This is a genomic window from Paenibacillus sp. FW507-14B1B (assembly GCF_058781425.1).
In genome coordinates this window covers 223,824-248,952 of the sequence record NZ_JBYSWS010000002.1, presented here as the reverse complement: position 1 = coordinate 248,952, position 25,129 = coordinate 223,824, and the positions used below count along the sequence as shown (strand labels likewise).

20 protein-coding genes are annotated in these 25,129 nt (G+C 42.7%); 19 read left to right on the top strand and 1 reads right to left on the bottom strand.

Annotation, left to right across the window (positions count from 1 at the left end; translation table 11 throughout):
• Positions 1-88 precede the first annotated feature (88 nt).
• From essC to AC3WJJ_RS09165, 14 genes are all read left to right on the top strand, one after another.
• Positions 89-4,081 carry a type VII secretion protein EssC gene (essC, locus tag AC3WJJ_RS09230; RefSeq protein WP_492539969.1) on the top strand — a complete coding sequence of 1,331 codons (3,993 nt, stop codon included), beginning with the start codon at positions 89-91 and terminating at the stop codon, positions 4,079-4,081.
• Between the two features lie 16 nt (positions 4,082-4,097).
• Positions 4,098-4,904 carry a hypothetical protein gene (locus AC3WJJ_RS09225; protein WP_492539967.1) on the top strand — a complete coding sequence of 269 codons (807 nt, stop codon included), beginning with the start codon at positions 4,098-4,100 and terminating at the stop codon, positions 4,902-4,904.
• A gap of 27 nt (positions 4,905-4,931) precedes the next feature.
• The gene (locus AC3WJJ_RS09220) at positions 4,932-5,444 is read left to right on the top strand and encodes a WXG100 family type VII secretion target (protein ID WP_492539965.1); all 513 of its coding nucleotides are present in this window, start codon (positions 4,932-4,934) and stop codon (positions 5,442-5,444) included.
• Between the two features lie 136 nt (positions 5,445-5,580).
• A complete protein-coding gene (locus tag AC3WJJ_RS09215) occupies positions 5,581-5,856 on the top strand; it encodes a WXG100 family type VII secretion target (RefSeq protein ID WP_422657186.1) in 276 nt (91 codons plus the stop codon).
• A gap of 154 nt (positions 5,857-6,010) precedes the next feature.
• Complete coding sequence (locus tag AC3WJJ_RS09210) at positions 6,011-8,140, top strand: cell envelope integrity TolA family protein (RefSeq protein WP_492539963.1); 2,130 nt, start codon at positions 6,011-6,013, stop codon at positions 8,138-8,140.
• A gap of 27 nt (positions 8,141-8,167) precedes the next feature.
• Positions 8,168-8,920, top strand: coding sequence for a vWA domain-containing protein (locus AC3WJJ_RS09205; protein ID WP_492539962.1), 753 nt, complete (start codon positions 8,168-8,170; stop codon positions 8,918-8,920).
• 5 nt (positions 8,921-8,925) lie between these two features.
• On the top strand, positions 8,926-9,735 hold the full coding sequence (locus tag AC3WJJ_RS09200; protein WP_492539960.1) for a hypothetical protein: 810 nt from the start codon (positions 8,926-8,928) through the stop codon (positions 9,733-9,735).
• A 90-nt stretch (positions 9,736-9,825) separates the two neighbouring features.
• Complete coding sequence (locus tag AC3WJJ_RS09195; protein WP_492539958.1) at positions 9,826-10,626, top strand: SDR family oxidoreductase; 801 nt, start codon at positions 9,826-9,828, stop codon at positions 10,624-10,626.
• Positions 10,627-10,793: 167 nt separating this feature from the next.
• Entirely contained in the window at positions 10,794-11,168 is a 375-nt protein-coding gene (locus AC3WJJ_RS09190; RefSeq protein ID WP_492539956.1) for a DnaJ family domain-containing protein, read from the top strand.
• Between the two features lie 31 nt (positions 11,169-11,199).
• Positions 11,200-13,704, top strand: coding sequence for an ATP-dependent helicase HrpB (gene hrpB / locus AC3WJJ_RS09185; protein WP_492539954.1), 2,505 nt, complete (start codon positions 11,200-11,202; stop codon positions 13,702-13,704).
• A gap of 72 nt (positions 13,705-13,776) precedes the next feature.
• Entirely contained in the window at positions 13,777-14,325 is a 549-nt protein-coding gene (locus AC3WJJ_RS09180; protein ID WP_492539952.1) for a general stress protein, read from the top strand.
• 179 nt (positions 14,326-14,504) lie between these two features.
• The gene (locus AC3WJJ_RS09175) at positions 14,505-15,680 is read left to right on the top strand and encodes an acyltransferase (protein WP_492539951.1); all 1,176 of its coding nucleotides are present in this window, start codon (positions 14,505-14,507) and stop codon (positions 15,678-15,680) included.
• 258 nt (positions 15,681-15,938) lie between these two features.
• On the top strand, positions 15,939-16,298 hold the full coding sequence (locus tag AC3WJJ_RS09170) for a replication termination protein (protein WP_422657177.1): 360 nt from the start codon (positions 15,939-15,941) through the stop codon (positions 16,296-16,298).
• A gap of 23 nt (positions 16,299-16,321) precedes the next feature.
• The gene (locus AC3WJJ_RS09165) at positions 16,322-17,332 is read left to right on the top strand and encodes a Gfo/Idh/MocA family protein (RefSeq protein WP_492539949.1); all 1,011 of its coding nucleotides are present in this window, start codon (positions 16,322-16,324) and stop codon (positions 17,330-17,332) included.
• A 114-nt stretch (positions 17,333-17,446) separates the two neighbouring features.
• On the opposite strand, the gene AC3WJJ_RS09160 is transcribed toward AC3WJJ_RS09165, so the two are convergent.
• Positions 17,447-18,019 (bottom strand): TraR/DksA C4-type zinc finger protein, encoded by a 573-nt coding sequence (locus AC3WJJ_RS09160; protein WP_492539947.1) that lies wholly within the window; start codon positions 18,017-18,019, stop codon positions 17,447-17,449.
• A gap of 228 nt (positions 18,020-18,247) precedes the next feature.
• Between AC3WJJ_RS09160 and AC3WJJ_RS09155 the strand changes: the two genes are divergently transcribed.
• The 5 genes from AC3WJJ_RS09155 (at position 18,248) to AC3WJJ_RS09135 (ending at position 25,118) form a co-directional block, all read left to right on the top strand.
• Positions 18,248-18,625, top strand: coding sequence for a DivIVA domain-containing protein (locus AC3WJJ_RS09155; protein WP_422657172.1), 378 nt, complete (start codon positions 18,248-18,250; stop codon positions 18,623-18,625).
• Positions 18,626-18,839: 214 nt separating this feature from the next.
• A complete protein-coding gene (locus AC3WJJ_RS09150; RefSeq protein ID WP_492539945.1) occupies positions 18,840-21,581 on the top strand; it encodes a CHASE3 domain-containing protein in 2,742 nt (913 codons plus the stop codon).
• 337 nt (positions 21,582-21,918) lie between these two features.
• Positions 21,919-22,806 carry a PRD domain-containing protein gene (locus AC3WJJ_RS09145; RefSeq protein WP_422657170.1) on the top strand — a complete coding sequence of 296 codons (888 nt, stop codon included), beginning with the start codon at positions 21,919-21,921 and terminating at the stop codon, positions 22,804-22,806.
• The gene (locus AC3WJJ_RS09140; RefSeq protein ID WP_492539942.1) at positions 22,807-23,307 is read left to right on the top strand and encodes a PTS sugar transporter subunit IIA; all 501 of its coding nucleotides are present in this window, start codon (positions 22,807-22,809) and stop codon (positions 23,305-23,307) included. It abuts the gene before it with no gap.
• A gap of 344 nt (positions 23,308-23,651) precedes the next feature.
• Complete coding sequence (locus AC3WJJ_RS09135) at positions 23,652-25,118, top strand: PTS transporter subunit EIIC (RefSeq protein WP_492539940.1); 1,467 nt, start codon at positions 23,652-23,654, stop codon at positions 25,116-25,118.
• The last annotated feature ends 11 nt before the right edge of the window (positions 25,119-25,129 follow it).

The following is a 25,129-nucleotide window of genomic DNA, read 5'->3' as shown; positions in this document are numbered from 1 at the left end:
ATGGGTAATTAACCCTTTGATTTAAGAAGGAATCAGTAGATTACATAATTCTATTTACCCAATGTTTACTATAAAGGGGAGGACCATGATGAACGTCTTATATCAGCGTTCGCCAAGAATTAAACCGGCTTTACAAATAGAAGAGATGGAGATACTTAGACCTCCTTCAGAGCCCAATAAACCGTCTTTTTCACTCATCTCTATTATTATTCCTATTATAATGACGATAGTTACTATTAGTTTTTATATATATATGAATATGAGTGGCAAGATGGGTAACAGCAACTATATGATGTTTCAAATGCTGTCCATATTTATGATGCTTACTTCATTTACGTTACCCTTTTTTATGTACCTAGGTAATAAGAAGACATACCAGAAAAAGATAGCAGAACGCAATCTTAATTATCGTGCTCAGCTTGATCTTCACCGTGAAGAATTGAAAGAACGTCAGCGTAATCAGGTGGAAGTTATGTTTGAAATTCACGGCGACCCCGATGTTTGCTTTCAGGTTGTGAAGAACAGAAGCAGCTCTCTTTGGGAAAGATCACCTGAGGATGTTGATTTTTTAGATATCAGCGTAGGAAAAGGGACTGTGCCTTTTCATATTCAGGTTCGAGCACCGAGAGCGGATGGCTATGAGAAAGATCCTTTAATCGAAGCAGCCCAACAACTTGCAGAAGATTGTCAAACGGTTGATGATGCTTCTATTACAGTGCCGTTATACGATTCTAAAGTGATCGGTATTGTAGGCGGAAGAGAGAATGTATTGAATACACTCCGGGTTATCATGTCACAGACTGCAGTACGTCACTCGCCGGATGAAGTGAAAGTAGCTGCATTTTATGACGAGAAGGAAGCCCATGATTGGGACTATCTTCGCTGGCTTCCTCATACATGGGACGATGATCGTTCCTCTAGGTATTTAGCAGATCGACGGAGTAGTGCTCATCAGCTGGCAGATGAGATTTTTATGCAGTTATATCGTCGTAAGGGTAACCGATCAGAATATGGGGGGAAATCGGTTGAGGTACCTGTTTATTTTGTTATATTGTCGAGCAGTCACCTAATTGAGGAGGAGCCACTGTTACCGCTTTTACTTGAACATGGGGAAGAGGTTGATGCTGTCACGATTATTTTGTCGGACCGCAAAGAGAATCTACCTATGCATTGTCAGTTGATCATCGAAGTGGAAAAAGAGCAGGCTGTTTACACCATGAAGAAGGACGGTGTCATTCGACAGCAGTACTATAAACCTGACCATATTAGCCGTGAGCAGATGGAAGCTATGACCCGTTATATGGCTCCAATTCGATTAAAGCGTTCGTCCGCTTCTGATATTCCAGCAGTATTGACATTGTTTGAAATGATGGATATTGATCATATTTCAGAGCTTGATGTCAAGAGCCGTTGGCAGAAGAACCGATACCCAGATACGCTGCCTGTACCGATGGGTGTTAGAGCAGGTAGCAAAAGGATCAATCTAAACCTCCATGATAAGATAGAACGTCAGGGGCATGGGCCGCATGGATTAATCGCAGGTACGACGGGATCCGGTAAGAGTGAAGTCATCCAATCTATCGTTGCATCTCTTGCTGCAGAATTTCACCCTCACGATCTTGCCTTCATGTTAATTGATTATAAAGGGGGAGGCATGTCGAATACATTCCTTGATCTGCCCCATGTCGTCGGTACAATAACGAATCTAGACAATAATCTGATTGAACGGGCTAAAATCTCATTGAAAGCGGAGTTAGTACGTCGTCAGAAAATATTAAACGATGCAGGAAATTTACAGCATATTGATGAATACTATAAACTTCTTCGTAATAGACATGGAGAGCCGCTCCCGCATCTTGTTATTATTATTGATGAGTTTGCACAGCTCAAAAAAGATCAACCCGAATTTATGGATGAGCTGATTAGTATTGCTGCGATTGGTCGGACGCTTGGAGTACATTTAATTCTGGCTACCCAAAAGCCTGCGGGCGTCGTGGATGATAAGATTTGGAGTAACTCTCGTTTCCGGATCTGTTTACGTGTTCAGAGCGAAGGAGACAGCCGGGATATGCTCAAAATTCCGAATGCTGCGTGGATTAATAAGCCTGGTCGTGGATATTTCCAGGTCGGTAGCGACGAGGTTTTTGAAGAAATGCAGTTCGCTTGGAGCGGTGCTCCTTATATAGAAGAACAAGATTCAGAAGGTTTGATTAATATTCGTGAAGTTCGTCTTAACGGTAAGCTTGAGCCGATGTTAGCACAGACGCACTCGACTAAAGTTCACTGTGAAGAGGTACCAAAGCAGCTTCAAGTTCTAATTAATCGAGTGGCCGAAATTGCGAAAGATGAAGGAATTGAAAGACTACAAGGTCCTTGGCTACCTCCGTTACCTGATAGCTTAGAGCTGGATGATGTCCTGATAGTTGGTAAAGAGTATACTGATCATGAGTATGTCAACTCTCCTCTGAGTGCCTATGTGGGAGTCGTCGATGACCTACCGAACCAATGTCAGAAACCACTTGAATTAAATTTGGAGCAAGGACATTTGGCCGTGTACGGGATGCCAGGACTAGGAAAAACAACCTTTATTCAGACACTTCTGATATCTTTGGCTAAACAGTATACCCCCGAACAATGGCATGGATATATCATTGATATGGGACGAATGATGAGAGATTTCTCAGCTCTGCCGCATATAGGTGGTGTTATGACAGCCGAGGAAGATGATCGTATAAAACGATTATTCCGATTTTTAACGAAGCATGTTGGCGCACGAAAAGACTTAGTCGCTGATGCTGGTGTAAAGACCATTGCAGCTTACAGGCGTGCTATGTCTATAAAGGTTCCCCAATTGATCATTATCATTGATGGGTATCTCAATTTCCGGAATTCTTACCCAGAAGAGAATGACATGCTGGAGTACTTGCTTAGAGAAGGCGGAAGCTTAGGTATAACCTTTGTCATCTCTGCTAACCGAATTTCTGATATGTTTGAAAAAGTGCGAAGTAACATCAGCCAAGCTGTTTCATTTGAGCTTTCCGATCCTGCAGACTATTATTATGCAGTGGGGCGTCCTTCTAAAGCACCGAGCCAGCTTCCGCCAGGAAGAGGGCTTATTAAAGGTCAAGTGCCCCCACTTGAATTTCAGACTGCGCTTTCCGCGTCTGGTCAGGATGAGGGAGAAAGGTCTTCTGAGCTGCGTGGTTTGATTGCTCGATTGAAGAGTACCTGGGATGGAGAGCAGGCACCTTCCATTAATCCATTGCCGGAGAAGGTAGCGCTCTCCGAGCTTCTTCGCGTGGATCAACCGTATGAACGAATATCCGGTACGTCAAAGTATCAAGTACCCGTCGGATTATCTACAGATGACCTATCTCCGTTCCTTGTGAATTTACAAGAAGGTCCGCATTTTATCGTGGCAAGTCCAATGGAAGGCGGGAAAACGTCATTTCTGCTCAGTTGGATGTTGTCTCTTGCGTACCACGCATCACCTGATGCACTTGAGATTTATACGGTGGACACAAGGTACGGGAGCAGTGGACTTAGCAGATTAAACCATCTGCCACATGTTAAAGGCCATGCTGAGAATGAAGAAGATTTGGCGCCATTAATAACTGAGATTTATGAAAAAGTTCAGAGTCGGACAAAAGAAGGTGAAGATCCTGCGATTCTATTACTAATAGATGATGCAGATGTGATGAGTAAGCAACTAAACGATTTTACGATAAAAGATCAATTATCTTCAATTGTGAGACTTGGCAGAGATCGGAAAGTACATGTGGTCCTCTCTGGAGTACCGGCAGATTTCCCAACATATGGAGTGGATTGGTTTACTGACGTCAAAGCGTCACAATCTGGATTTTTATTTGGGACTCTCGATTCGAATGATTTATCGTTCTTTAGAATCCCTTTTTCGGAGTCGGCTAATAGTCCTGGAGGACTAAAAATATTACCAGCAGGCCAAGGGTACTACATTAAACGAAAATTTTCCAGAATTAAAGGCGCAGTTCCATTCGATGAGCAGTGGAACGCCCAACAATGGGTCACGGAAATTCGCGACCGATGGCATGTTGTAGTTTGAGGGGAGGTGGCTCATAATGTTGACAATTCATGCTTCCAAACAGGAGACCGTAACGTTAAATGATAAAGAGTTTTTCTTTTTGGCCGGCATTCTCGGTTCAGATCGTCTGCTTGGTGTAGAAGACCCATTCAGCGGTTATTTAACGGAAGAAATTGCTAGTGAGTGGGAGGCGTCGAAGGTATCGCTTCTCGAAAAAAGCTACTTGATTCGCGAGGAAAGTGGAGAATTGTCAATTCCGCCTGATGTGTTCTCACGTGTAGCTATTGCTGGCCTGGCTGAACGAGCCTGTTGGTTGAAATACGAGAACAATGATAAGTCTTTCGAAGGCTATTTGCATGTAACGGAAGAACAAGTCATTCAAGTATGTAAATGCGATGAAAATGGTCGGTGCTATATGCTCAGTGAGCTTGGCTCGATTGAAGATACTTGCAATAAGCTGGTGGAGGATTTAGCTCTTAGTGATCAGTCACCGGGAGAGATTCCAGCCCTCTTGCTTAGCCGTAAAGAATTTGCGGATATATATACTTGTGCTTCGGATATGAATAGTGAAGAACTCAGCGACAGGTTGGCTAAGCTGACGGATGATGTCGAAGGTTCGATTGCTCTTGCAAAATGTTTGAAAAACAAGGTTTCTTCCGGAGAAATTCAGCTGTCAAAATGGAACGGGTATAACTGGGAGAGTCAAAATGCAGCATTTATTGTGAATGATTCTATGAACTGGCTGCTGCGTATGAGTCTTCAAGGCGATCAGGATTGGTTGACCGCAGCACCTGCAACTAAGGAGCAATTTCATCATATGCTTCTCATGTGGCTGAAACAGTAAAGGAGCCCGTATGAAAGGTGAGGACCTATGCGTATATCTGTCGAACCGGAATTACTCCGGGCATTAAGCCGTCAGTTTCAGCAATCCAGCGAGCAGTACTTAGCCATTACAAATCAGCTTAATCAGGCAATGAGCTCGCTCGTGTGGGAAACGTCGATGAAAGCGGCGGTAATTGATGAATGGCAGTCGGCCCAGCGGCTTGGAGAGAGCTTGGGAGCTCTATTAAATGAAATGGGCAAGCATTTACAAATGAAGGCTGATCAATTTCAGGAAGTTGATCATCAATATCATACAATTCTAGAGCATGTCACAGCTGGGGGAGTATCTCCCACTGCTTTGTTTGCGGCATTCAAACATGAAGGAGGAAACTCCATCTTACCTGAGTCCGGAACATCAGGGTCTATCATTTCTAATCCTAGCTCAGCAGCTGCCGCTGTAGGTATGAATAGTGATAATGGAGATGTTTCTGTAAAGCAAGCTGCATTAGATGGGCAAGCATGGACGTTTACCGATCCTTCTAATCTGAGTATCGCAAACTAATAAATGGATATAGGTTTCATTACTGGGTCGTTGGGGGTAATTGGAAATTAGGTCTGAGGACATTTTGAAAATCTTGCCAATATCTAATAAGATGACAATTGTTGATCAGAACCGATAATACCAAGGAGGTACATACATGGCAGGTCGCATTTTAATTACACCAGAACAAGTAGAGCAAGTAGCGAATCAATTTAAACAAAGTGGTGAACAGAGTCAACAAATCGTTAATAGTCTGACTCAATCTGTAAATGGTATGGAAGGTCAGTGGGACGGTATGACAAAACAGCGCTTCTTCCAAGAGTTTCAGGAGGCAAGCCGTCTAATGAACTCTTTCGTCCAAACCCTTGACAGCATCAGTGCAGAATTGAAAGCTATTGCTCAAAAATTCCGTATGGCGGACGAATCTCGTTAATTTTCGTAAGTTGGGCTATTGTAATATATAATTAAGTTCATATACAAGAAAACCGGGTGTTCAAGCTGACTCCCGGTTTTCTTGCAATCGTAGATTCTTCCGTGAAATTGATAGAACAAATAACTTTAGAAGCATTATAGAGAGGGGGATGTTTATGGCTTATCAGCCGAATCCGGGTGATGAGATTATCATAAACGGAACAACCTATACGGTGGGACAGCACCCCGCCGCCCCAGGACTTGCCTATGCTCAAGCGGGAAGGCAAGGCATTGTATATCAATTACTTCCAGTTGATGGAGCGCTGCACGAGGCAAAAGCGCTTAAAGTGTTTTTTCCCAAGTTCAGAATACCTGCCATGGTTTATCAGTCAGAGCATATGGCGAACTATCATGAGGTTTCTGGTCTGAAGGTATGTAGTCGCGATGTGCTCACTCCCGAAAGAAACGGAAATTTGATTGCAGAATATCCGGACCTGTTATATGCCGTTCTAATGCCGTGGATTCATGGGTGTACGTGGTTCGATGTTGTTAGCGATCAGCGTACTCTTGGCCGAGGCGAAAGCCTTATGTTGGCAAAAGCACTGGCTGCAATTGGCTCGAGTATGGAACAACGCGGTTTGGCACACTGCGATTTGTCTGCACCAAACGTCATGCTTCCGTTTTTTTCGGAAGTAGAGCTTCCTGAAGGCTCAACAGTTGTGGAACTCGTTGATGTTGAGCAGATTTATAGTCCAAAGATGGATCGTCCTGATGTGTTATTAGCTGGATCTCCAGGGTACGCTGCTCACCGAACAGTACATAGCGGATTATGGAGTGCGTATGCGGATCGTTTTGCTGGGGCAATTATTATCGCTGAAATGTTGGGCTGGAGCGACCAAGCAATTGTAAATAAAGCATGGGGTGAAAGCTATTTCGATCAGCATGAGATGCAGACCCCGTGCGAACGATACTTCTTACTTAAGAAATCATTGGGACAGCGGTTCGGAAATAAAATCTCGGATTTATTCGTTAGGGCTTGGGATAGCCATGACTTGAGCAGTTGTCCTACCTTTGGAGAATGGCTCGTTGTTCTTTCTTCGATATCTGAAGATGAGATCGTGGAAGAGAAACTGGAGGAGGGGGCAGGCCCATTATCTGCTGCTGGATCTGAAGGAGCGAGACCATTACCTGAGCGTTTCGAAGACGAAAATGCTGATCTACTGGGTATTGTACCGGGCAATAGGGAAGTTAATGATAATGTCGTGGGTCGCTTATTTCATCAAGCCAGAGATCTTGAGCATGCAGGCAACTTAGTCGGAGCGCTTGAGATCTTTCGATCAGCTTACCATTTTGTGAAAAAAGACAGCCCGCTAGAAGTAGAATTGGCTGCGGCGATACAGGGACTTGAACAACAGTTATTTCCACCGGTTACAGGTAAACATGGGTGGAGAAAAATTATCAGCTCGAAGAAATGGGTAATTGCCGCTGCTGCTATTGTTGTTATTTTGGCAGGATCAGCGGTAACGGTAAATCAAATATTAGCAGATAAAGCTGATAGCAAGCAGCAGGAAGAGGCCCAGTTGATAGCGGCGAGAGAAGCTCAAGCTGCAGAAGACGCTCGAAAGCAGCAAGAAGCGGAAGCTGCGAAAAAAGCCGAAGAGAAGGCTGCGGCGTTAAAAGCGGCCGAAGAGAAAGCTGCGGAGAAGCGTAAGCAAGCCGAAGCAAAGCAGGAACAAGAGCGGCGTGCTAAAGCCGAAGCTGCCAAGAAAGCTGCAGCTGCGAAAGCCATCGAGCAATCCAAGAAAGCAAAACTTGATGAGGAGAAGGCACAGCTTCAAGCGAAGTACGACAAGCAAGCCAAGTACGAAGCATATTTAGCTCAATTAGAAGAGAACAAGAAGAAGGCAGCTCTTCAAGAGAAGTATGATAATCAGGCTAAATACGAAGCTTACCAAGCAGAGCTTGCAGAGAAGAAGAAGCGTGAAGCAGCTGCGGCCGCCTTAGCAGCTGAAACGGCAAGGAAGGAAGCAGAACGTAAAGCTCAATTGAAAGCGAAAGCTGACCAAGCTCAAAAGTTAAAAAAACAACGTGCTGAAAATGTTGTGCAGCTTATTGCAACCTATGACAAAGCATACAATGCCCAGCTTACGGGTAACACAGACAGAGCTAGAAATTTTGCTAGAGAGTTTCATAGCTTGTATCAAAAGGATGCAGCTTACTATAAAAGCATTGGACAAATGAGCATGCGTGCTAGAAGCATTAAAAATTTTATTAAAAACAGCAGTTACTGGCTACCAAATATATGACATAACGAAAGAGCAGGGGTGTTCTAAGTGAATTATACAATACAAGCTTCACAGCGCACACCAGCGCTCATTATATACTTGATTGATATTAGTGCATCTATGAATATGTTGATGGAAGGACGCAGACGGATTGATGTTGTCTATGATGCATTATCCTTGGCGATCCGGCAGATGGTATTTCGTTCTACGAAAGGAAATCGTCTTACCCCTCGATATCGGATAGCGATATTAGCATACAGTGACGATGTGTATGATCTCTTAAATGGAATTAAAGGAATAGATGAGATTGCAGCTGTGGGGACTTTGCCGGACTTAACACCAAAGCGCTTCTCTGATTCCGCTAAAGCATTCCTTCAAGCGGAGAGAATACTGCAAGCCGAAATTCCAAATATGCAGGATTGCCCGGCACCTCTTGTCTGTCATATGACTGACGGTGTTGCGACAGGTGAAGATCCCGAACCGATTGCTCGCCGGATTATGAGTATGAGTGTACCCGATGGGAATGTGCTCGTTGAGAATATTTTTATATCTGATCATTTGATGAGTCAGCCCATTAGCGAACCAAGAAGGTGGAAGGGAATACTCCCTGATACTACACTTGAAGATGAGCATGCTTATAAATTAAAGCTGATGTCCTCAGCCTTGCCTGAGAGTTACCGTGAGATGCTTGTAGAAGCTGATTATCAACTAAGTCCAGGAGCGCTGATGATGCTGCCTGGAACATGTGCTGAACTGGTATCGATCGGTTTTCAGATGTCAGCTGCTACTCCGGTAAGGTAACGCTTATGAAAAGTTCTGATGCCTTTAAATCCCATCCTTCATACTTCTATGAGAGTAAACAGAATAGTGAACAGCCAATTTCAAGTTTTAAACAGGATTTTACCTGTAGATTCGCATATGGACGCGCTGCTGAAACCGTATTACTTTCAGAGAAGGGACAGGATTATATGGGCTTTGCTGTAGATAGCAGTGCATGTAGTTTTGTCCTCTGCGATGGAGTTGGATTGAGTTATCGAGGGGACTTTGCATCGAAATTTTTAGGGAGGAATCTTCTTGAGTGGTTGCGAAAAGGGAATGACTTATCAGCGCAACCATTCGAACGAAAATTACAAGAACTGACTGAGTTGTCTTCTCGTGAGGCTGACTTGTATCGTGTTGAGAAAGGAACCCCCCCATTGCTTAAGGAAGTGCTCGAAGAGAAGCAGCGACTCGGTAGTGAGAGCATGTATATATGTGGCCGAGTTGATCTGCCTAACCGTATTCACCGAAAAGGGAGACTATGGCTCGCATGGCAAGGTGATTCCAGGCTTCGATTATTTCATAATCAGACAGAACTTTCTTCTAAGTTCGGAGATAACTTTCACACGGCTGAACGCTGGTCCACACGTCATGGTACGGTGGGGGGGAAGCCGCATGTGTTTCAATGTACTTTGGATAACCTGACTGGATATAGATTGTTAATGTATAGTGATGGATTAAATGATTTAGATCCAATCTCAGAATGGGTCCCGGATACTGAAGTACAGGTTTTAATGAATGCGCTTCATACGGATGGGCTTGAAGACGACGCATCATTTCTTGAAATAATGTGGTAATAATTCTTCTTTTATGATTATAAACATCTGCCTTTTGGGTAATCTTGTGACAGGTAGGTTCACTATGTTACGAAAAAAGGAGTGTTATATATGAATAATGGAAGAGAGAGATTTATGGGAAGAACAGCAATCATTACTGGCGCAGGTTCTGGGATTGGTAAAGCTGCTGCTATAAAACTTGTTCAAGAAGGCGCGAATGTCGCTTTATTTGATATGCAGGATGATCGTACGGCTGAAGTAGAGCAGGAATTAAATTCGATTCGCAAAGGCTGTGCTCGGGCTTTCGATGTAGATATTTCTAATCCGGAGCGTGTTGAAAGATCCGTGCTCGAAGCAGTGGAGATTTTTGGTGGCATCGACATCGTCTTCGCCAATGCAGGTATAAATGGTGTTCTTGCTCCGATTGAAGAGTTGAGTCTGGAAGATTGGGAGAAGACACTAGACATAAATCTGAATGGTACCTTCTTGACTGTCAAATATGCAATTCCTCATCTGAAGAAGCGAGGTCAGGGTAGCATTATCATTACGAGTTCGGTTAACGGTACTCGGGTGTTCACAGGTTTTGGGATGATTGCCTATAGTACGACGAAGGCTGGACAAGTTGCTTTTGCCAAAATGGCAGCTTTGGAGTTAGCTAGATACAAGATCAGAGTGAATGTAATTTGTCCTGGCGCGATATCTACGAATATTGATCAGAGCACGGATCGACAAGGAGATTTGGATGAAATCACTATTCCGATTGAATACCCGGATGGTGGACAGCCGCTTGCCGATGGTCCTGGTAAACCCGAAGAAGTTGCAGACCTGGTTGCTTTTTTGGCATCCGATGAATCGCGGCATATCACAGGTTCCCAAATTTTTATTGATGGCGCGGAATCTCTTCTGCGGTAACAATAAACAGAAGTCGTTTGAGTAAATTGCACCCTATAGAAGTACACAGGACATACTTATTTCGGTAAATCCAGTGTACTTCTATAGGGTGTTTTTTTAGCTGTTTTCTTTTAATATCAGAATCCCTTATGATAGGAATAATGAATAAATGAGGAGGTATCTATCTAATGAGTATGTTCTCCCGACTAGCTGAACAGAAGATTGAAGAGGCTATTCGAAATGGCGAACTTGATCAATCACCTTATGCTGGTAAGCCACTGCCGATAGATGATCTGTCACATATTCCAGAGGATCTACGTATGTCGTATCGACTGCTCAAAAATTCAGGTTACATTCCAGAGGAAATTGTTCTTCATAAAGAATGTGTTAGGCTAGTCGATCTCATCCATGCTTGTGGAAACGATGGTGAGAAAGAACAGCATCTAGAGCAATTGAATGAGAAAAGATTACGCCTACAATTGCTTCTAGAACAGCGGGGACTCGGTTCTAGCGGAGTATTTGAGCAGTATGAACTACAAATTAAGAAGCAACTAACGGAATGAAATAATCGGATAAAAGATAGGAATAGAATACATGCATAGAAATGAGCTTCCCATTCAACAAGTGATACCGTTAATTCAAGAAACTTATCGTCATCATCATTCAGCAATCTTAATAGCTGAACCAGGAGCGGGAAAAACAACACAAACACCAATAGCCTTTCTAGATGAACCTTGGCTTAAAGGTAGAAAAATTATTATGCTTGAACCCCGTAGGATAGCTGCTCGTTCAGCAGCTTCATACATGGCCTCAGCGATAGGAGAGCCTGTCGGTAAGACTATTGGTTATCGAGTTCGTATGGACAGTAGAGTGAGTGCTGAGACGATTATAGAGGTTGTTACAGAGGGGATACTAACCCGAATGCTTCAAAACGATCCAGAGTTGTCAGATATCGCTATGATTATTTTTGATGAATTCCATGAGCGAAGTATACATGCAGATACAGGGCTTGCTTTGGCGCTTGAAGCACAATCTGTCTTTCGTGAAGATTTAAAGCTGCTTATCATGTCGGCTACACTGGATGCTGAACCTGTGGCAGAACTTCTAGGGCAAGCACCTGTCATTTATTGTACAGGTAGAAGTTATCCAGTTGAAACGACCTATGTACGAGTTGGAACTGAACGAATGGAACAAGTATGTTCTAGTGTGATACAACGTGCCTTGAACGAAGAAGAAGGCGATATTTTGGTATTCTTACCTGGAATCGGCGAAATCCGTAGAACAGCTCAGGAGTTATATCGTTCTGGGTTGCCGAGTCATGTCATCGTTCGTGAACTTTATGGTCAGTTATCCCCTGGGAAACAAGATGAAGCAATACAGCCTGCTGGTGAAGGCCAACGTAAGATCGTATTGTCAACTTCAGTTGCGGAAACGAGCTTAACTATAGAAGGTATACGCGTGGTAGTGGACAGTGGTTTGATGCGTACAGAAGTGTTCTCATCAAGAACCGGGCTTCCTCAGCTCATCACCAAGCGTGTTTCCAAAGCATCTGCTGACCAGCGGAGAGGTAGAGCAGGAAGACTTGCACCCGGAAGATGTTATCGATTATGGAGTGAAGATGAACATTCTCGACTGCCTGAGATGAATGTACCGGATATTCAGCAATCGGATCTCACGCCGCTTGCACTTGAATTGGCTATTTGGGGAGTGAGAGATCCTGAGGAGTTATCCTGGCTAGACGTCCCTCCTACTGTAGCTTTCGAGCAAGGACGTCATTTGCTGCATCAACTCGGTGCACTGGATTCTGAAGGAGCTGTATCCAAGCATGGTCGTAAGATGGCAGAGCTCGGTGTTCATCCTAGACTTGCTCAAATGCTTTTGAAGGGAAAGGAACTCTCCCATGGGGCATTAGCCTGCAGACTCGCGGTGCTTTTACAAGAAAGAGATCTAATTGGGGGCCTAGAAGCAGCAACTGATAGTGATATAAGGACAAGAGTGGAACGCTTACTGCTCATGGAGCAAGGCAATTATACGACGGAACAGATTGATGGGAATAAGGGTGCGAAAAAACGTATTATTCAAGAAATTCACAATCTAAGGAAGCAGTTGGATGTGCCCGAAGATCAAATAATAGACGTTAATTTAACGGGTCTTCTTCTTTCATTTGCCTATCCCGATCGTATTGCCAAAAATCGAGGTGATGGCAGTTTCCTACTTCGAAGTGGTCGAGGCGTGGTATTGAAGACCAAGCAGTCATTAAGTAAGGCTGACTATATCGTCGTGGCGGCGGTGGATGACAAAGGAATAGAAGGTAATATTCAACTAGCCTCTGCTTTGGATGGGACACTGATCTGGCAGTATTATCAGGATGAAGTTACAGATGTAAAAGAAGTTGTCTGGGATTCCTCAGCAGGTGCAGTGCGCGCACGCATCAAACGGACACTTGGCGCAATTGTTATGAAGGAACAGGTCTATAATCAACCTCTGCACGAAGAAATTGCAGCAGCTGTTATAAGTGGAATTCGAAAAGAAGGATTATCACTACTGTCATGGACGAAGCAGGCCCTCCAATTCAGACAGAGGTTATCTTTTATCAGACTCCATTATTCAGATTGGCCAGATGTTTCAGAAGAAGCCCTATTGAATCAACTAGAAGTATGGTTAGAACCTTATCTGGATGGTGCACGCAACCGTCAAGCTTTACAGAAGCTCCAAACGGCTACGTTGTTAGAGAATCTGTTAAGCTGGGAACAGCGGCAAATACTACAAAAGGAAGCGCCGACCCATTACAAGGTGCCTAGTGGTTCATCCATCCCCATAGACTATCAAGATCCATCTAAGCCATTTTTGGCTGTGCGACTACAAGAAATGTTTGGATTACCAGAAACACCTCGTATTGCAGGTGGGAAAGTTCCATTAACTATACATCTGCTCTCGCCAGCGCAGAGACCCGTTCAAGTGACCTCAGATTTGGCTAGTTTCTGGAGCAGTGGTTATTTTGAAGTGAAAAAAGATCTAAAAGGACGTTACCCGAAGCATTATTGGCCAGAAGATCCGCTACAGGCTGTAGCTACGAATCGAACTCGAGCAAAAATGTAACGTTTGGGCCGTCCCTCAATCGGGTAATGATGGATAACAAAAATCCATAATCGATTGCAGGAGGGACTAAATATGGAAAAGAAAATTGTTGGCGTATTCGAGACAGAGCAAGAAGCATCAGAGGCTATAAAAGAGCTACAGCATAGAGGTGTCCCAAAGGACGCAATCTCGATTCTTGCTAAGGATGAGCGTGATGTTGAAGCAGTAACGGATGAAACAGGTACGAAGGCGCCGGAAGGTGTAGCAACGGGTGCTGCTACAGGAGGTGTTCTTGGCGGGGCAGCGGGACTCCTCGCAGGAATCGGAGCTCTAGCTATTCCTGGAATTGGGCCTATTCTAGCTGCAGGGCCGATCGCAGCTACATTCGCAGGTGCAGCGGTAGGAGCAGGTGCAGGAGGTTTGGTTGGCGGATTAATTGGGCTCGGCATTCCTGAAGAGGAAGCAAAGGAGTATGAATCTTACGTAAATCAAGGACGTATTCTAGTGCTCGTTGAAGCAGGTCGACAGGATGTTGATGTTCATGATATCTTCCGTACAAATCGATCGCTCAACGCAGAAACCTATGGTAGGAATGGTGTAAGAGCAGAAGACGAGCTGCCTCCTCGTGGTACAATAATGTAGATCATGTAGTTGAAAATGGTATTAAGATAAACGGTTGGTCCGGTTCCTTATCAGGGACCGGACTTTTTTATGAAAAAGTGGAGTTGAACTCTAAAATTACTTGGAAGATATGAACAGTGTTGTTTCCGTCGTAGGAATATATAATGAGTGATAGTTTAATACGATCGGAGAGAAATGGATTGAGGAAAGAGAGAATACGGGAAATTGAACGTCTAAGGGGATTAGCATTCTTAGCTGTTGTCCTACAGCACTCTATTGCCCATTATACAGTAGCTCCAGGAATGACGATGAATGACGGTGTACTTATGGCTGTGCTGCTTTTGATATCAAAATTTGCTGTTCCTGTTTTTATATTTATCACAGGTATGGTTCTGTTCTACAATGATTCTGAGCAATTTAGATATGCTCCCTTTGTCAAAAGACGCATCAGTGATATATATATTCCATTTGTCGTATGGTCCGTGATTCATGTGGTCATTAATGGTTCTGTTCATTTGGGTTCTGTTGCTGGATGGACTGAATTAGGTCAAATGTTGATCACGGGTAAGGCAAGTACACATTTGTGGTACATCATTATGCTATTTCAATTTTATCTGCTGTACCCACTGTTTCGTTCTGCCATGCGGGGTATTGTTATCCGGTTTAGTCGGCAGATAAATATTATTTTGTTAATTATGGCAGGGATTCTGTTTATCGTGATGACAGCGAATATTACGACTATCGGCCGCTGGATGGAGAATTCACATATTCCGGTGTGGAGTGATTTGTTTACAACCTATGCAGATCGTAACGCTCTCTATTTTTCATTCTATTTTATTCTGGGAGCTGCCGCGGGAATGAATCCGGGGATGTGGTCTTCATGGATTTCACGTGCTAGGCCATTATATTGGGCTGTATTCTGCTTCCTTTTTGGTTTCTTATTGACTCAAGGAATACAGGAAGTTCGAATGGCAGAAGGAACTAGGATTACATTCTATTCTTTATCATTGCTTCGTCCATTGATGGCGCTCTTTCTCATAAGTTCGATTATGTCCATGTATGATCTTGCAAGTTGGATTTGTCAGAGAAGTGGACGCGCTGTAAATACGATTTTATCAAGTATTGGTCTATATTCATTCGGTGCATATTTGATGCATCTGCTGACATTACGTATTAGCTATGTGGTAGATGAAAGCATCATGATCTCCATGCCTTCAGGGGTAAGAATCATTTCTTCTTGGTTAATTAGCGTAACCTTGGCTTATCTGGGCACTAGGGCTATTTCACTCCTACCTCATGGTAAGTGGTTAGGTGGCGTGGCTGTTGGCAGGAGTCGAAGCACGAAGAGGGAGTCTATTACGACAGTGAAAATGTAAAATATATTAAAGCCGCCAACCTGGCGGTTTTTTTTTGTTGAAAAGTGAATGCGTTATATTTTCATCATATGAAAAATTCATAATAATAAAAAAACAACTTAATCTATTTCATCTTGCACATATTTTGCTATAACTCTCGTATCTATCTACTTTTTTGAGAGGATAAAAGGAGGCCTCCCCCTTTTGTGCAAAGTGAGAAACGGTGGTTTATAATGGTATATATAGCGAATTTAAGATCTCAAGGAAGGGGGCGGCAAGATGGCTTTCATGATCGCTCAAAGGGCATTTATTAAAGTATATCTGATTACAATGGTAGAACAGCAGCGAGGATATGGTTATCAGATGCTGGAAGAAATGAGAAAGGAATTTAAGAAACATGGTTACTCCCCTCCTCAAAGTGAGATTTATAGAGCACTTCATGAGCTTGTACAAGAAGGGGTACTGTATCGAACGAAGCAGTTGAAGGGGAATGATCCTAAGGTCGATTTTCAAGAGATCGTACTCTATCATTTTACTAGTGATGGGGAGGAAAAGGCCAAACTTTATAAGAAACAGGTGAAAAGTGACCTTGATCGTTGTTTAGGTATACTGAATAAAGCGGTAATAGATAATTATTGAGGAGATCAAAGGAGGAATACTTCATGGGTAATAAACTTCGCTTTGGTATTATGAGTACGGCTAGAATTGCTAGAAACTCAATGATACCAGGTATATTAAAGTCAGAACGCTGTGAGGTAACCGCCATCGCGAGCCGAAATAAGGACAAAGCCGCTGAAGTTGCAGAACATTTTAACATTCCAAAGTATTATGGGTCCTACGAAGCTTTGCTTGATGATCCAGAGATTGATGCGGTCTATATACCTTTGCCTAATCACCTGCATAAGCCATGGACAATTAAGGCTATTATGGCAGGAAAGCATGTTTTATGTGAGAAGCCTGCTGCCTTAAACGAAGTGGACGTGCGTCAAATGGTAGATGCCGCTAAAGAGCATAAGGTAGTGTTCGCCGAAGCATTTATGTATCGCTATCACCCGAAGCATGCCCGTGTTCGCGAGTTGATTGATTGTGGAGAAATTGGGGAAGTCCGAAGTATACATGGAAGCTTTACCTTTAACAATGCAGCGGATAAGGGAAACGTCCGTTACAGCAAAGAAATGGGTGGAGGTTCGATCTATGATGTTGGGTGTTATCCAATCTCTGCGGCCCGTATGATATATGGTCAAGAACCCTTAGCGATTACAGCTCATGCGTCTTATTCTGAGGATCATGATGGTGTAGACATGATGGCGCATGGATTGCTCGAATTTAAGAATGGTCTTGGATTAACCTTTGAATGCGGCATGTGGGCCTATTCGCGTTGCAGCTTAGAGATCTCCGGAAGTGAAGGTAGGATTGAATTGCCATCGGCATTTGGTTGGGAACGTATGGAGGATCAAGCGCAGATTTTAATTCATACCGCCAAGGGTACTCGTGAAGAACGACTTGGAGCTCATAATCATTTCGCACTTCAAGCTGATGCGATCGCTGCTGCAGTTATGGACAGCATTCCACTCCCGTATAGCCCAGAAGATGCGATTCAAAACATGCGTGTAATTGATGCTTGCCTTGAATCGGCACGAACATCAACTAGAGTTGTCATTCCTCCAAACTAAATGAACCGAACGCTGCTAATTTTTCGCTACGAATAACCGAGATGATATGCAATAAAAATAAATCGGGCACCGGAGAATCCTCCGGTGCCCGATTTTTCAGGGAATCGTTGCTACCTATACGTCTTTTTTGTAGCTATCCTTTTCAGGTTCTACATCCATCGCTGGTGAAGTTGCTGTACCGTAATCTTCCACAGCATCCCAAGCGCCTGCATCATCAAATCTGCCAGCGATTTTTTGACGATGAACACCTGCTCCAGAAGGAGGGGGTGTCATAACATCCTCTTCCACAGGACGATCGTCTGATAACTTCTGATCAGAAGCATGATCAATACAGTAAGGTGTGTATGGTAAAGCCTCTAAGCGCTCGTATGGAATAGGATTTCCGCATACTTCACAGGATCCGTAAGTTCCCTCCTCTATACGATCTAAAGCGGAATCGATCTGGTTCAGTTCAGCTTCCAAGGTATTATCAATGGCTTGATCTCTCCCACGTTCAAATGTTTCAGTCCCAATATCAGCAGGGTGATTATCTACAGAACTGAGTTCACCTGTGGATTCTCGTAAGGAGTCGGATGTATGTTGTCTATGATCTTTATCCGAAGGGTTGAAATGTTTGGAGATTTGTTCCTTCTCATCAATCAACTTATGTTTCAGCTCAGTTAGCTGTTTGTCATTAAGATGTGACATGATAAAATAACTCTCCCTTCCTAGGTCTGTTGACTTGCGTTCTGTACATTCCTTACCCTAAATGGGCTATTGGCAATCAGATTTAATATTTCAAGTCATTGAGAGGATTTTGGAACTTTCTCCAAAAAATCTGCAGACGGTTTTAATCAACACGTTGAATGTGATATAAAAAAGAAAGGGGCAGGATGTGAAGACAGGGTCCGCACCAATATTTGGAGGTAATCGATAATGGATGAACACATGAAACGCCGATTGGATAAACAAAAAAAACTATTCCGACAGCTGGGCATTCAACTGGACGCTTTGTCTATCCATGAAAAAGAATTTGCAAACAAATTGAGAGGTTATGATGCGGAAGAAGTTGATTCGTTCTTAGATGATGTTATTAAAGATTACGAACGATTCTACGCTACAATCTCCGATTTAATGGATAAGTGGCAGGAACAGCAGATCTTGATCCGCGATTTGAAAGCTGGAGTAAGGCCAGAACCAGATCGTCCAACCATCGATCCTTCTGCGATTGAGGAAATCGTGGTTAAGATGGAAGCGGATTTGGCACTGCTTAAAAAAAGAATACGTCCTGAACAGCAATTTTTTATTGATTAAATCAATCATAATTTTTAGGAATACTTACATAAAAACCACGATTTCTTTAATTGGGAATCGTGGTTTTGTTTTTTTAAAATGTTCTAAATCCATGCGGGAGGGCCTACGACAAAAGTCACGTTGAAAGGGACGCGACACCTTAGTTCTTGTAAACCTTTTTCATAACAATTACTATAATAATAAGGAAATATATGATAGTGCAAAGGAGGTTGGCATGTTGTCTAACAACCTGAAAATAAATATTCGCACAAAGATAATACTTGGCTATACCCTTGTATTGATCTGTCTTGGCTTATTTCTATTTGTTGTCTCGGGACGTTTGTCTTCACTCCAACAAGAAGCGGATTTTATAGAGAAACATGATATAGAGGTTCATAATCTTACCCATGAGATAGAGAAGAATATGCTTGAACTCGAAACAGGACAACGTGGATTTGTTATTACGGGTGACTCCGCATACTTGGAACCCTACGAGCAAGCTTTATCAACTTGGGAATTGAATTACAATAAGTTATATCAACTTATTACCGATAATAAGACGCAATTACAGAACCTAGTGAATATTAAGAGTAATATTAATAAATGGATTGAAGTTGCTGGACAACCAGCTGTTCGTCTAAAACAAGTTGGTCAGGATGAAGAAGCATTACAGTTTTTTATTAACGATCCAGGCAAGCAAGCGATGCAGACGATACACAACCAATTTTCTACATTTCGTTCTACAGAGAGGGACCTTACCTCCGAACGTATTGCAATGATGAAGAACAGCAATACAAATTTGATGATTACGATGTATTCCCTATGGATAGGTATAGCTTTAGCTACCATTTTGGCTGCTATAATCATATCGAAAAGCATTGTTGGACCGATACGTGCAGTTTCTAAGATGATCTCTGATATCGCTGATGGGGTAGCTGTTGGAGGTAGTCTATCACAACGAATTAAGGTAAACAGCCGTGATGAGGTCTATGATCTGGCTGAAAATACGAATAAGTTACTAACGAATGTAAGCCGTCAATCATGGGCGAAGGATCAAGCCACTGTCATGTCCACACTTCTTCAAAGCGCGGATCGTCTTGACACATTATCTCGTTTTTTTATCCATAAAACAGCCGGTGTGATGGGGGTCCCTTATGCTGCTCTTTTCGTTAATCGTGATGATAAGGAACTGGTTAAGGCAGCAGCTTTTGCCGATCCGAATGGAGAACCATGGGATAAGGTTCGAGACCGTTTCTCCATAGGTGAAGGACTAGTAGGACAATGTATGGTGGAGAAACGTATAATTCAGTTTGATGACATACCACCTAACTATATTCGAATTGAATCAGGTTTGGGAGATACTGAACCATCGAATTTGCTTGTGGCACCGGCTATGTTCGAGGGTAAGGTGCTTGCTGTAATAGAGATGGGGATGTTTAAACCATTAGATGAACAAAGGGTACAACTGCTAGAACAGTTTCTTCAACTTTTAGGAAATGCGATGAATTCAATCTTTCACAAGATGGAAATACAGCAATTGTACCGAGATTCACAGGCGTTAAATGAAGAATTGCAAGTGCAGTCTGAAGAGCTTCAGAGCCAGACCGAAGAGCTTCAAGCGCAGACGGAAGAGCTTCAGATGCATGCTGAAGAAACGCAAATATTAAACGAACGATTAGAAGCGAAAAGATTAGCTGCAGAGCATACTGCCATAGAATTAGAAAAGTATGCGGAGCAGGTAGAGCAGAGCTCAATGTACAAGTCGCAATTTTTGGCTAATATGTCTCATGAGTTGCGTACACCTCTTAACAGTATGCTCATACTTTCTCAAATTTTGACTGAGAATAAACAAGGGAATTTAAGTGATGAAGAAGAGAATTACGCTTCTGTAATTCATAAGTCAGGCAGTGAATTGCTGCATTTAATTAATGATATTCTCGATCTTTCAAAGGTTGAAGCAGGTAAAATGCAAGTAGAGATAGACATGGTTAACATAACAGAATTGCCAGAAATAATGAATGATTACTTCGCTAAATCTGCTGAAAGTAAACAATTAAGTTTTGATATTGAAGTTCAGCGTGGTGTCCCAGATACGATATATAGTGATGGCATGCGGCTGCATCAGATTCTACGAAACCTAATATCTAACGCCATTAAATTTACGGATAAGGGTACCGTGAAACTAACGATCGGTACAGTAGATTTCTTGAAATCACAGGAGTATTATTGTAGCGGACAAATGATTACCTTTATGGTCGAAGATACAGGTATTGGCATCTCGGAAGAGAATCTAAAACCTATTTTTGAAGCGTTCCGCCAAGGAGATGGAGCGACAGCACGAAGATTTGGCGGTACAGGACTTGGCTTGTCGATTTCTTTACAATTAGCTAATTTATTGGGAGGTCATATATCTGTCGAGAGCAAGGAAGGAAAGGGGAGTCGATTCACCCTCTATCTCCCATCTCAACAAGAAGCTCCTCAGAATGAAAACTTATTCATCGTTCCAGAAGTTGCAGCAACCATCGAGAAGACTAGTCGCTGGAATATAAACTCTTTGCTTGAGGATGATTTTGAAGAGTGGGATCAGACCCTGCAATTAGAGGGACGGACGGTCCTGCTGGTTGATGATGATATTCGGAATGTTTATGGTCTTACGAATGCTCTTGAGAAGGTTAAGATGAAAGTGTTAACGGCACAGAATGGTTATGAATGTCTGGAAATTATCGAGATGGAGAAAGACATAGACGTGGTGCTGCTTGATATCATGATGCCAGAGATGGATGGTTACGAAACATTGAAACGAATTCGAGAAAATCAGGAGCTAGCATCACTGCCTGTTATCATGCTAACGGCCAAAGCGATGAAGGAAGATAAAGATAAATGCCTAGCAGCGGGTGCTAGCGGCTATATGAACAAACCTGTTCAGTTGAGCGATGTGATTGCTGCAATTCGAGTATCTCTTATGGATAGTAAGTGACACAGAATATAAAACGTTGATTTGTTTCATTTGAACATGATTTTGTTTAATGTTTTTTTGTGAGTTTTAACAAAAAGCATAGTAGAAGAAATCGTCTTATCCGATCTTTGGCTGAATGGTGAATGGCATATATAGTCGACTCCCTGTGCAAGTTGACGGTGGATTTGATATGCATTATGATTATTTTATAACTACGACATTGTAATGGCGTGTTACCGTTTTACGGGCATGAGCCAAGGAAAGCCTTTAGGATTAAAGGCTTTCCTTGGCTTTTCTTTTTTTAACCAATGAATCCTTCAGCCATATTCGGTTTAAGCTAATAGAAAGGGGGATCTACATGAGCGGGACGGAAACGTTTAAGGTCATTCGTGTGATCGGAAACAATGTAGTCATGGTCCAAAGCATTAAAAAGGAACTGGAATATGTAATCCTTGGAAAAGGTATCGGTTTTGGTACAAAGACTGGTGGAACGATTTCAGCGGATGATCCCCGCATCGAGAAGCTGTTTAAGCTGGAGGATCGGGAACAATGGAGCCAGTATCATCATCTGTTAGAGGATTTCGATCCGAAAGTGCTTGAAATAACAGATGAGATTTTGAACAGCATCACCACAGAATTTCCGGGCAAACTAAATGACAAAGTATATCTTGCATTGCCAAGTCATATTCAGTTTACGATTTATCGTATTCGTAAAGGGATGGATATAATTAATCCATTTCTGGAAGAGACGAAGATCAGTTTTCCTAAAGAGTATGACATAGCTCTGAAAGCTGCTGAAATGATCGGCCGGGCTTTTGACATAAAAGTCCCGGAAGATGAGGTGGGCTTTCTAACGTATCACGTATATTCTGCAGTAAGCCACGTTCCCGTTGGACAGCTTGTGAAAGCATCCAATATGGTAGGTCGCCTTGTAAGCATGATTGAACAAGAACGAGGTTTGGAGTTTAAGAATGGCAGTATGGATTACGTCCGTCTACTGATGCACTTGCGTTTCTCTGTAGATCGAATATTGAATCATTCTGTTAAGGTTGATAATCCATTCGCAGATCAGATCAAGGCTAAATTTACAGATGAATATGAACTGGCTAAACGTCTTGCCACTGTTATGGAAACGGATCTGGGAAGAACCATTCCTGAAGCTGAGGTATGTTTCTTAGCCATGCATCTTTACCGACTATTTAGAGGACGCACACAAGACAATACCCTTAATAAGGAGGATAATTAAATGTTTGAACGTTGGAGAAAGAAAGCAGTAGTAAATAAAGTTGAGGTAAAATCCCCATTAACTGGTGAGGCTGTACCTTTGTCTCAAGTGCCGGACGAAGCCTTTGCTGCAGGTCACATGGGTAAAGGGATTGCTATAGAGCCGACGGAAGGACGTTTAGTGTCACCTTTTGAAGGTACGGTAGCTCATGTCATAAAAACAAAGCATGCAGTTATGCTTGAAGAAAAAGCAACAGGTCTGCAATATTTGTTCCATATAGGAATCAATACCGTTGGTCTAAAGGGTGAAGGTTACACTAGTCATGTTAGTGTCGGTGATAACGTTAAACCAGGACAAACTTTAATCGAATTTGATATTGATGCTATTAAGGCTGCTGGTTATCCAATAGTTACACCAGTCATTGTTACGAATGCGGATGAATTAGCATCTGATGTCGAAGGTCATACAGGAAAAGTGTCTGCGGGCTCGGACTCCGTACTTAGCATCACGCTAAATTCTTAATAAGTATATTTTGTTATTGACAATCTTAAAGGTCTGATTTAAGATAACAACATCAAATGAATACGTTTAAGGCGTGTTACCATAAATATGGGCATGAGCCAAGAAGAATGAGACTATAGGAATATAGTCGTCCTTTCTTCTTGGCTTTTTTTGTTGATCCCCATAGGACCGGATAGCCAGAGTGAGACGCATTCAAATGTTTAATACACTATTTTTTGGTTTGGGGGTATCCAAAGACAAGCGTATAAAGACAATGGGATGGAACAAACTGGTTGTTCATTCGATGCATTATGTAAACGTTTTCAGTGAGATGTTAAATTATTGATATCGAAAGGATGATTAACATGTTGGCAAAATTACAGAAGCTTGGTAAGTCACTCATGCTACCTGTTGCTACATTACCTGCTGCAGGTATCCTGCAAGGTTTAGGCTTGATCGACTATCAAAAAGATATACCTTTAGGTGCCGTTGGTGCATTCCTAAATCAATATGTAACCCCTTTTATGACCTCAGGAGCACTTGCGATACTAGATAATTTGGCTCTGATCTTTGCAATAGGGGTTGCAATTGGATTCGCTGGAGATGCGGTTGCCGCGCTTTCCGCGCTTATCTCCTATCAGGTTATGATTAACATTTTGGCTGCGGTGCCTGGACAAATGCCTTTTATCGCAGACGATGTTAAATTGAATATGGGTGTGCTTGGCGGTATCTTCGTCGGTATCTGGTCTGCGTACTTATATAACAAGTTCCACGATATTAAGATGCCTGATTGGCTAGGGTTCTTTGCAGGTAAACGGTTTGTACCAATCATAACCGCTTTCACAACGATGGTTCTAACTGTACTGGTGGGTATGATTTGGTACCCGATACAGAATGTGATTGCAGACTTCGGTAACTGGATTGTAAGTCTTGGTGGTATCGGAGCATTCCTATTCGGTACAGCGAACCGTCTCTTGATCCCACTTGGCTTGCACCATGTACTTAACTCTATTGCTTGGTTCCAAATCGGTACATTTACGAATGCTGCTGGTGAAGTCGTTCAAGGTGACTTATATCGATTCTTCGCGGGTGATAAATCAGCAGGTATGTTTATGACAGGTTTCTTCCCGATTATGATGTTTGCAATGCCAGCTGCTGCACTTGCATTTATTCACACAGCGAAACCATCAAAGCGTAAACTTGTGGGTTCTATCTTTATCGGTTCAGCGATTGCATCGTTTTTGACAGGTATTACTGAGCCACTTGAATTTTCATTTATGTTTATTGCTCCAGTATTGTACGTAGTGCATGCGATCTTAACAGGCCTTTCCGGATTGATCATGTACCTCCTCGATGTCCATTTAGGATTCGCTTTCTCAGCGGGTCTGATTGACTACTTGGTGAACTTGAAGCTATCAACGAATGCGTGGTTGCTGATACCGGTCGGTTTGGCATTTGGAGTGTTGTACTACTTCCTGTTCCGGATCATCATTGTAAAATTAAATCTAATGACTCCTGGACGAGAAGAGGATGAGGACGAAGCGCTTGTAGAAGATGTGTCAGAATCCGAGGGAAACGCAGCAGGTGTGGTAACAGGGAATTCCAAAGCTGCAAAAGTTCTTGCTAACATCGGTGGACCAGAGAATATTACGAGTATTGATGCTTGTATTACCCGTCTTCGTCTCGTTGTAAAAGACGATAAAGCTGTTAAAGATTCAGAGCTTAAGAAACTGGGCGCTTCCGGTGTAATGAGACTGGGTCAGGGCGCGGTACAGGTCGTATTTGGACCACAAGCAGAATCGCTAAAAGAAGATATTAAGAAAATGTTGTAAAACGTTAGCCC